Here is a 6,097-nt window from a genome sequence, read left to right on the forward strand (position 1 = left end):
CGGCGAGACCGGCAGCGGCATACCGCCGCACTCGACCCCGTGCCCGACGAGGGCGCGGATCGCACTCGAGACCTCCAGGGGAGAAACATCTGTGGAACTGCTTTCCGGCGCGGACATGATCGCCCGCTTCCTGCAAGACGAGGGCGTCGAATACATCTACGGCTATCCCGGCGGCGCTGCGCTACACATCTATGACGCCCTGTTCCGCCAGGACAAGGTCAAGCACATCCTGGTGCGCCACGAACAGGCCGCCACCCACGCCGCCGACGGCTACGCCCGGGCCTCCGGCAAGCCCGGCACGGTGCTGGTGACCTCCGGGCCCGGGGCGACCAACGCCGTCACCGGCATCGCCACCGCCTACATGGACTCGATCCCGATGGTGGTGCTGTGCGGCCAGGTGATGAGCCACCTGATCGGCGACGACGCCTTCCAGGAGACCGACATCGTCGGCGTGACCCGGCCGATCGTGAAGCACAGCTTCTCGATCAAGCACCCGAGCGAGATTCCGGAAGTCCTCAAGAAGGCCTACTACCTGGCCGCGAGCGGGCGTCCCGGCCCGGTAGTGGTGGACATTCCCAAGGACATGACCGCGCCCACCGAACGCTACGAGTACGTCTATCCGAAGAAGGTCAAGCTGCGCTCCTACAACCCGGTGACGCGCGGCCACACCGGCCAGATCAAGAAGGCCGTGGAGCTGATGCTCAAGGCGCGCCGTCCGGTCTTCTACACCGGCGGCGGTGTGGTGACCGGCGAGGCCAGCGAGGGGCTGACCGATCTGGTCAAGCGCCTGGGCTTCCCGATCACCACCACCCTGATGGGCATCGGCGCCTTCCCGCAGAGCGACGACCAGTGCCTCGGCTGGCTGGGCATGCATGGCTCCTACGAGTCCAACATGGCCATGCACCATGCCGACCTGATCATCGCCATCGGGGCACGCTTCGATGACCGGGTGACCAACAACACCTCCAAGTTCTGCCCCACGGCCAAGATCGTCCACGTCGACATCGACCCGAGCTCGATCTCCAAGACGGTGCGCGCCGACGTGCCGATCGTGGGGCCGGCCGGCAGCGTGATCAACGAGATGATCAGCCTGCTGCAGGGCCGCGAGATCGCCAGCCCCGAGGCGCTCACCGAGTGGTGGCAGAGCATCGACGGCTGGCGCGAGGAGCGCCGCGGCAAGCTCTACGAGCCGTCCGCCGAGGGCGAGGTGCTCAAGCCCCAGGAAGTCATCGAGGCGGTGTGTCGCGCGACCCGCGGCCAGGCCTACGTGACCACCGACGTGGGGCAGCACCAGATGTTCGCCGCCCAGTACTACAAGTTCGACAAGCCCAACCGCTTCGTCACCTCCGGCGGGCTCGGCACCATGGGCTTCGGCTTCCCGGCGGCCATGGGCATCAAGCAGAACTTCCCCGACGAGCAGGTGGTCTGCTTCACCGGTGAGGGCAGCTTCCAGATGATGATGCAGGAGCTCTCCACCTGTAAGCAGTTCGGTGGCGGGGTGAAGATCATCAACCTCAACAATGCCTCGCTCGGCATGGTGCGCCAGTGGCAGGACCTGAACTACAAGTCCCGCCATGCGCATTCCTACATGGAGTCGCTGCCCGATTTCCAGAAACTGATCGAGTCCTATGGCTTCACCGCCCTGAAGGTGCAGACGAAAGAGGAACTCGAGTCGGCGTTGGAGAAGACTTTCGCCGACAGCGACGAGCTGGTGTTCCTCGACGTCGCCGTGGACCCCCACGAGCACGTCTATCCGATGCAGGTGCCACTGGGCTCCATGCGTGACATGCTGCTTTCCAAGACGGAGCGGACCTGATGCGCCATATCATCTCGATTCTGATGGAAAACGAACCGGGCGCCCTGTCTCGCGTGGTGGGGCTGTTTTCCCAGCGCAACTTCAACATCGAAACCCTCAACGTGGCGCCCACCGAAGACGAGACCCTGTCGCGTCTGACCGTGACCACCATCGGCGACGACCGGGTGATCGAGCAGATCACCAAGCACCTCAACAAGCTGGTGGACGTGGTCAAGCTGGTGGACCTGACCGAGGGCAGCCACATCGAGCGCGAGCTGATGCTGGTCAAGGTCAAGGCGCTGGGCGCGGCGCGGGACGAGGTGAAGCGCACGGTGGACATCTTCCGCGCGCAGATCGTCGACGTGACGCCGAGCCAGTACACCGTCCAGATCACCGGCGACGCCAGCAAGCTGGATGCCTTCCTCGAGGCAATGTCCCCGGTGGGTCTGCTCGAGGTGGCGCGCACCGGGGTGTCGGGGATCGCCCGCGGCGACAAGGTCCTGTCGCTGTAATCACGTCGTGATCCGCCCGATCGAAGAAGCCGCCCTCCGGGGCGGCTTTCTCGTGTCGGGAGGGTGAGCGTCAGCCGTGCTCCTCGACCTCTGCCCACAGGGCGTGGATCAGCGGGCTCTTCAGCCGGCGGTTGAGCACGCACAGCCCGACGTCGTAGTGGGGCAGCTCCGGCTTCACCGGCAGCACGCGGACCCGCTCGGCCAGCGGGCTCGCCTCCAGCACGATGCCCGGCACAACGCCGACGCCGAAGCCCAGGCTGACCATGCTGACGATGGCCTCGTGGCCGGAGACCTGGGCGTAGATACGCGGCTTGATGCCCAGCGCCCGGAACCAGGTGTCGCTGACCTCCCGCGACAGCCCCGATTCCGAGAGGATCATCGGCACGTCCCGCCACTGGTCGGGGCTGGCCGCCTCCGGGGTGGCCGGGATCCACGGCTGAGGATCCTTGGGGGCGATGAACATCAGCGACGAGCGGGTCAGCGACTTGAAGGCCAGGGCCTCGGGCAGCCGCCGTGGCCTCAGGGTGATCGCCATGTCCTCGTTGCCGGCCAGCACCCGGGGCATCGACTGGGCGGGGTCGCCGGTATGCAGCTTGAGCTCGATGCCCGGATGGCGGGTGCGAAACTCGCTGAGCAGGTCGTAGAGGAAGCTGTAGCTGGCGGTCACCGAGCAGTAGATGCTGATCTCCCCGGTCAGCGCCTGGGCCTCGCTCATCATCGACTGGCGTAGCCGTTCCCACTCCTCCAGGGCATCGCGGGCATAGTCGTGGAACTGATGCCCCTGGCGGGTCAGCGTCACGTGGCGGTTGTCGCGCTCGAACAGGCGCACGCCGAGGCTCTCCTCCAGCTGGCGGATCGAGCGCGAGAGGGTGGAGGGGCTGACGTGGCAGGCCTCGCTGGCGCGGCCGAAGTGCAGGGTGTCGGCCAGGGCGAGGAAGTGTTTCAGGGGGCGCATGTCCATGAGGCCGGCATTTCACTTTTCGGGATGTGTCGTTGCAAATATAGCGTTTTACGCAACGAAATGCCTGGCGTACAGTCGATGCATCGAACGGGCATACAGACCCGGGCCTGACGCCCAGCGCCGCGACAAGACGGCGCGGGTGGCCATCAACGCTGACACCTCTTTCTCACCCTCGTTTTCAGGAGCCTCACATGCGCGTTTATTACGACAAGGACTGCGATCTCTCCCTCATCCAGGGCAAGCAGGTGGCCATCGTGGGTTACGGCTCCCAGGGCCACGCCCACGCCAACAACCTGAAGGAGTCCGGTGTCGACGTCGTCGTCGCGCTGCGTGAAGGTTCCTCCTCCGCCGCCAAGGCCGAGGCCGCCGGTCTCAAGGTCGCTTCCGTCGAAGAGGCCTCCAGGGCCGCCGACGTGGTGATGGTGCTGGCGCCGGACGAGAACCAGAAGGCCATCTACGAGCAGCAGATCGAGCCGAACCTGAAGCAGGGCGCGACCCTGGCCTTCGCTCACGGTTTCAACATCCACTACAACCAGATCGTGCCACGCGCCGACCTCGACGTGATCATGATCGCGCCGAAGGCCCCGGGCCACACCGTGCGCTCCGAGTTCGTCAAGGGCGGCGGCATCCCCGACCTGATCGCCATCCATCAGGACGCCACCGGCAGCGCCAAGGAACTCGCGCTGTCCTACGCGGCGGGCGTCGGCGGCGGCCGTACCGGCATCATCGAGACCAGCTTCCGTGACGAGACCGAGACCGACCTGTTCGGCGAGCAGGCGGTGCTGTGCGGCGGCGCGGTCGAGCTGGTCAAGGCCGGCTTCGAGACCCTGACCGAGGCAGGTTATGCCCCGGAAATGGCCTACTTCGAGTGCCTGCACGAGCTCAAGCTGATCGTCGACCTGATGTACGAGGGCGGCATCGCCAACATGAACTACTCCATCTCCAACAACGCGGAGTATGGCGAGTACGTCACCGGCGGCGAGGTCATCAACGACCAGTCTCGCGAAGCCATGCGCAACGCCCTCAAGCGCATCCAGACCGGCGAGTACGCCAAGATGTTCATCAACGAGGGTGAGACCAACTACCCGTCGATGACCGCGCGTCGCCGCCTGAACGCCGAGCATCCGATCGAGCAGGTCGGTGAGAAGCTGCGCGGCATGATGCCGTGGATCGCCGCCAACCAGCTGGTCGACAAGTCCAAGAACTGATCGGACGACATCGATAGCAGCCGAAACGAGGGCGCGGGAAACCGCGCCCTCGTTTGCGTTTACGGGCAATGAGTCTCGCCGGGCTCTATGTGTAGAATGGACTCAACCTCAGTCGCAACGGATGACACCATGAGCCAGGATCCCAGCAATCACGAGCCGCAGACCCCGTCACACGACGACGATGATCTGGCCAAGACCTTCCTGCGTGAGTCGGAGGTCGTCGAGGAAGCGCTGGAGGATGGCAAGAAGGTCCGCCGCAAGGGGATCTACCTGCTGCCCAATCTGTTCACGACTTCGGCACTGTTTTCCGGCTTCTTCGCCGTGGTCGCCGCCATCAACGGCGACTTCACCTCGGCCTCCATCGCCATCTTCATCGCCATGGTGCTCGACGGCCTGGACGGCCGGGTGGCGCGCCTGACCAATACCCAGAGCGCCTTCGGCGCCGAGTTCGACTCGCTGTCCGACATGCTGTCCTTCGGCGTGGCCCCCGGGCTGGTGGCCTTCACCTGGATCCTGCAGGACGTGGGCAAGACCGGCTGGGTGGTGGCCTTCCTCTACGTGGCCTGTGCCGCGCTGCGCCTGGCGCGCTTCAACGTGCAGATCGGCAGCGTCGACAAGCGCTGGTTCATCGGTCTGCCGAGCCCCTCCGCCGCGGCGGTGGTCGCCGCCAGCGTCTGGACCTTCCACAGCTTCGACGCCGATGCCTTCGGCTTCAAGCTGCTGATGCTGTTCCTGGTCGGCGCCGCCGGCGTGCTGATGGTCAGCAACGTTCGCTACTACAGCTTCAAGGACGTCGACCTCAAGGGGCCGGTGCCCTTCGTGGTGCTGCTGGCCATCGTGCTCGGCTTCGTGGTCATCTCCATCGAGCCGTCCGTGATGCTGCTGCTGCTGTTCGGGGCCTATGTTGTTTCCGGCCCGGTGATGGCCCTGCTGCGCAAGATGAAGGGCGGCGCCAAGGGCTGAATCGCGTTATCCTTGCCGGCCATGACGCCCGCCTCGTGCGGGCGTCGTTGTCTCCGGGCGCCGGCTCTGAGCCATCCACAAGCGGTCGAGCAGGCGAGCGGGTGTGGATAGTTTTCTGCGGATGGATGTCACCCACTATTCATCCCGCCGTCACGATTCTGGCAAATAGTCCTTGCGTCGCCCCGGGAGAATCCGTAAAGTACGCATCCGCTGCCGGCGACGGGCAACGTTGCAGGCGGCGATGAGTGGCAAAAGCGCTTGTTTTTCTTGAGGTTTTTCGGCGGTTGTCGGGAGCGCTCGATTGACAAGGCCAGCGGAATCGGTAGAATGCCCGCCACTCGCTACGGTAGCCCGCCAAGGGCTCGATCGGAGGCCGCTTCAGTCGCTGAAGCCGCACGCTCGGTCACCCGCTTCGCTCTCTCGAGAGCTTGAAGATCGCCGGTTGACACGACGCGCCGATCACGTAGAATACGCCTTCCTTGCGAGGCACTGGCCAAGCGGCCGGTAACGCAAGATGCTCTTCTCCTTAATGAGTCGAGCTGCTCTTTAACAATCGATCAGATAATTCATGTGGGCGCTTGTCGGGATGTCGGTGACCAGTCACTAGATATCAAGACAAGCGACTCGTCAAAGAGACGTTTGAATCTTGAACCAGGTT

At 64.7% G+C, this 6,097-nt stretch carries 5 protein-coding genes; 4 read left to right on the forward strand and 1 reads right to left on the reverse strand.

Annotated features, from left to right (window positions below; all coding sequences use genetic code 11):
• Nucleotides 1-91: 91 nt before the first annotated feature.
• Both ACGTNF_RS15685 and ilvN read left to right on the forward strand, forming a co-directional pair.
• Nucleotides 92-1,816: an acetolactate synthase 3 large subunit gene (locus ACGTNF_RS15685; RefSeq protein WP_394602446.1), complete on the forward strand. Its 1,725-nt coding sequence runs from the start codon at nucleotides 92-94 to the stop codon at nucleotides 1,814-1,816.
• On the forward strand, nucleotides 1,816-2,307 hold the full coding sequence (gene ilvN / locus ACGTNF_RS15690; protein ID WP_016856587.1) for an acetolactate synthase small subunit: 492 nt from the start codon (nucleotides 1,816-1,818) through the stop codon (nucleotides 2,305-2,307). The genes ACGTNF_RS15685 and ilvN overlap by 1 nt, the downstream gene beginning before the upstream one ends.
• Nucleotides 2,308-2,377: 70 nt before the next feature.
• Here the strand turns inward: ilvN and ilvY are convergent, their stop codons facing one another.
• Entirely contained in the window at nucleotides 2,378-3,268 is an 891-nt protein-coding gene (ilvY, locus tag ACGTNF_RS15695; protein WP_016856588.1) for an HTH-type transcriptional activator IlvY, read from the reverse strand.
• Between the two features lie 191 nt (nucleotides 3,269-3,459).
• Between ilvY and ilvC the strand changes: the two genes are divergently transcribed.
• Together ilvC and pssA are read left to right on the forward strand one after the other, a co-directional pair.
• The gene (gene ilvC / locus ACGTNF_RS15700; protein ID WP_394602447.1) at nucleotides 3,460-4,476 is read left to right on the forward strand and encodes a ketol-acid reductoisomerase; all 1,017 of its coding nucleotides are present in this window, start codon (nucleotides 3,460-3,462) and stop codon (nucleotides 4,474-4,476) included.
• A gap of 129 nt (nucleotides 4,477-4,605) precedes the next feature.
• Nucleotides 4,606-5,439: a CDP-diacylglycerol--serine O-phosphatidyltransferase gene (pssA, locus tag ACGTNF_RS15705; protein ID WP_016856590.1), complete on the forward strand. Its 834-nt coding sequence runs from the start codon at nucleotides 4,606-4,608 to the stop codon at nucleotides 5,437-5,439.
• Nucleotides 5,440-6,097: the final 658 nt, after the last annotated feature.

Source organism: Halomonas sp. B23F22_10, from assembly GCF_043496975.1.
Taxonomy (GTDB): Bacteria; Pseudomonadota; Gammaproteobacteria; order Pseudomonadales; family Halomonadaceae; genus Halomonas; species Halomonas smyrnensis.